3 protein-coding genes and 1 pseudogene are annotated in these 3,111 nt (G+C 61.6%); 3 read left to right on the forward strand and 1 reads right to left on the reverse strand.

Annotated elements, in window-relative coordinates; all coding sequences use genetic code 11:
* The 3 genes from ACEW8G_RS07000 to ACEW8G_RS07010 form a co-directional block, all read left to right on the forward strand.
* A partial coding sequence (locus ACEW8G_RS07000) for a cytochrome bc complex cytochrome b subunit (RefSeq protein WP_373487719.1) occupies nucleotides 1–1,044 on the forward strand: 1,044 nt, incomplete at its 5' end.
* Nucleotides 1,045–1,073: 29 nt separating this feature from the next.
* On the forward strand, nucleotides 1,074–1,916 hold the full coding sequence (locus ACEW8G_RS07005; RefSeq protein WP_373487720.1) for a cytochrome c1: 843 nt from the start codon (nucleotides 1,074–1,076) through the stop codon (nucleotides 1,914–1,916).
* Between the two features lie 26 nt (nucleotides 1,917–1,942).
* Nucleotides 1,943–2,518, forward strand: a complete 576-nt coding sequence (locus ACEW8G_RS07010; RefSeq protein WP_373487721.1) for an adenine phosphoribosyltransferase — start codon at nucleotides 1,943–1,945, stop codon at nucleotides 2,516–2,518.
* A gap of 15 nt (nucleotides 2,519–2,533) precedes the next feature.
* Here ACEW8G_RS07010 and ACEW8G_RS07015 read toward each other — a convergent pair.
* A pseudogene (locus tag ACEW8G_RS07015) lies at nucleotides 2,534–3,111 on the reverse strand (phenylalanine--tRNA ligase subunit beta); the annotation flags it as partial.

A 3,111-nucleotide genomic window follows, 5' to 3' on the forward strand; every position in this document is an offset into this window, starting at 1 on the left:
AACGTCAACTGGGGCTGGCTGATGCGCTATGCCCATGCCAACGGCGCGAGTTTCTTCTTCATCGTGGTCTACATCCACATCTTCCGCGGCCTGTATTTCAGCTCTTACAAGGCACCGCGCGAGATGATCTGGCTGCTCGGCCTGGTTATCTTCCTGCTGATGATGGCGACCGCGTTCATGGGCTATGTTCGTCCCTGGGGCCAGATGAGCTTCTGGGGTGCCAAGGTGATCACCGGCCTGTTCGGCGCGATCCCACTGATCGGCGTGCCGATCCAGGAGTGGCTGCTGGGTGGATTTGCGCCGGATAACGCCGCGCTCAACCGCTTCTTTTCGCTGCACTATCTGCTGCCGTTCGTGATTGCCGGTGTTGTTATCCTGCACATCTGGGCGCTGCACATTCCCGGATCGTCAAACCCGACCGGTGTGGACGTAAAGACCGAATCGGACACTGTGCCGTTCCACCCCTATTATACCTCAAAGGACGGCTTCGGGCTGGGCGTGTTCCTGATCCTGTATTGCTCGGTGCTGTTCTTCGCGCCGAACTTCCTGGGCCATGCGGACAATTATATCCCCGCCAACCCGCTGTCGACGCCAGCGCACATCGTGCCGGAATGGTATTTCTGGCCGTTCTACGCGATCCTGCGCGCCTTCACCTTCGACTTCCTGTTTGTGCCTGCCAAGCTGCTTGGCGTGCTGGCGATGTTTGCATCGATCCTGCTGCTGTTCTTCCTGCCTTGGCTGGATCGTTCACCGGTGCGTTCGGGCAACTATCGTCCTCTGTTCAAGATCTTCTTCTGGGTCCTGATCGTCGATGTACTGATCCTGGGCTATCTTGGCGGGGCGCCGGCTGAAGAGCCTTATGTGATGATGAGCCAACTGGCTTCGGCTTATTATTTCGCGCACTTCCTGATCATCCTGCCGATCATAGCGAAGATCGAAAAGCCAAAGCCGCTGCCGTTCTCGATCACTGAAGCGGTGCTTGGTAAGGACAAGCCTGGCTCTGGCGGGCTCACTGGCGGCCCTGTGCTGCAGCCCGCTGAATAACGCCCGACGCAAAAAGGAAAGCATTCATCATGGTTCGCATTGGTGCATTTTTGGTCGGGGTGTTCTTTACCGGCTGGCTGATCGTTTCGTTCGGCGTAGGCCTTGTCGCCTATGTCAATGAACCGGCACAGGAAACGGCGGAGCACGCCTTCCACCTCAAGCCCAAGCCGCTGTCACTCTCCAGCGATGGCCCGCTCGGCAAGTTTGACCGGCAGCAGTTGCAGCGCGGCTTCCAGGTTTACAAGGAAGTGTGCGCAGCCTGCCATTCGATGCGGCTGGTCTCGTTCCGCAACTTCGCTGAGCTTGGCTATAGCGAAGATGAAGTGAAGGCGATTGCGGCGAACTGGCCGATCCAGACGCCGTCGATTGATCCGGCCACGGGTGAGGCCACCACCCGGCCCTCGCTCGCATCCGACCCCATTCCGATGCCGCATGCCAATGAAACCGCAGCCCGCGCCGCCAATGGCAATGCGCTGCCGCCTGATCTGTCATTGATCACCAAGGCACGCAGCGGCGGTGCACCGTACATCTACTCGCTGCTCACCGGCTATCAGGAACCGCCTGCAGAACTCGCACAGCGCTTCCCGGATTCAATGCCGGGGCCGGGGCTCAACTATAACCCCTATTTTGCCAACCTGAACATCGCCATGGCCAACCCGATCGGCGGTGACGGCATCGTCACTTATGCCGATGGCACCGAGGCAACCCGCGACCAGATGGCGAAGGACGTTTCGGCGTTTCTTGTGTGGACTGCAGAACCCACGCTCGAAAAACGCAATCAGACCGGCTGGGCGGTGCTGATCTTCCTGATCATCGCAACGGGTCTGGCGTTTATGTCGTACAAGAGCATCTGGGCCGGCAAGAAGCACTGATCGCCCACAGGGACGCAAAGCAACTTATGCACGAAACCCTCAACCGGCCCGGGACAGCACAACCGCTGTCCCGGGCCGATTTGCGTGCGCTGGTGCGCACCGTGCCCGATTTCCCCAAGCCGGGAATCCAGTTCCGCGATATCACAACGCTGATCAGCCACGGACAGGGACTGTCATCCGCAATCCGGCATCTGGCCGATCTCGCCGCACCACACGGGCCGCACCTGATTGCCGGCATGGAGGCGCGCGGCTTCATCTTTGGCGCCGGCGTGGCGGCGCATCTGGGCATCGGCTTTGTACCGGTGCGCAAGCCGGGCAAGCTGCCGGTCGCCACCATCGGCGTCGATTATGCGCTTGAATATGGCACCGACCGGCTGGAGATCGATCCGGGCGCCATCACAGATGGGCAGCCGGTGATCGTGGTCGATGACCTGATCGCCACCGGCGGCACCGCCAGCGCAGCGGTTACGCTGCTACGCGCTGCGGGCGCAAACGTCACCCGCGCGCTGTTTGTCATCGACCTGCCTGATCTGGGCGGATCAGCGCGGTTGCAGGCGCAATCGATGAAGGTCGACAGCCTGATGGCGTTTGAGGGCGACTGAAGCGGGGCTGGACGATCAATCGCCGCGCAGCGCCGCCCCCAGCTTCGCCGCCGCCCTGATCACCGCGTCAGAGATCGCTGTCAGATCCTCGTCGGTGAAGCTCTTGTCCTGCGGCTGCAGCGTGACCTCGATTGCCAGCGAAGTCTTGTCCTCGGGCACGCCTGCGCCTGCGAATACGTCAAATGCGCGCGCGTCAATTATGTGCTTCTTGTCCGCGCCCTTGATCGCACGGACGAGGTCACCCGCTGCCAATGACCGGTCCACCAGAAACGCAAAGTCGCGCGTCACCGCCTGCAGCGCGGGCGGCGCATAGGCCTCGCGCATCGCAGCGCCGCGCGCCTTCAACGGGATGCCGTCAAGAAACAGCTCAGCGACCATCACCGGCCCGTGCACCAGCTTGTAGCCAAACGCCCTGGCAGTCGTAGGGTGCAGCGTGCCATAAGCGGCGAGCACATTCTTGGGGCCAAGCCGCAAGGTCGCCGCCTGCCCCGGATGATAGTGATCGCCTGGCCCGGCGGCGTCTGGCGCAAAGTCCATCAGCTTGGCGGCAGGCGCGCCAGCGGCTTCGAGCAGCGCGAGCACCTCGGCTTTCA

The organism is Blastomonas sp., assembly GCF_041747255.1.
Lineage (GTDB): Bacteria > Pseudomonadota > Alphaproteobacteria > Sphingomonadales > Sphingomonadaceae > Blastomonas.

What these genes read in the sequence shown, in the direction of transcription:
- ACEW8G_RS07005 (WP_373487720.1), top strand. Translation starts at nt 1,074, where the DNA reads ATGGTTCGCATTGGTGCATTTTTGGTCGGGGTGTTCTTTACCGGCTGG.
- ACEW8G_RS07010 (WP_373487721.1), top strand. Translation starts at nt 1,943, where the DNA reads ATGCACGAAACCCTCAACCGGCCCGGGACAGCACAACCGCTGTCCCGG.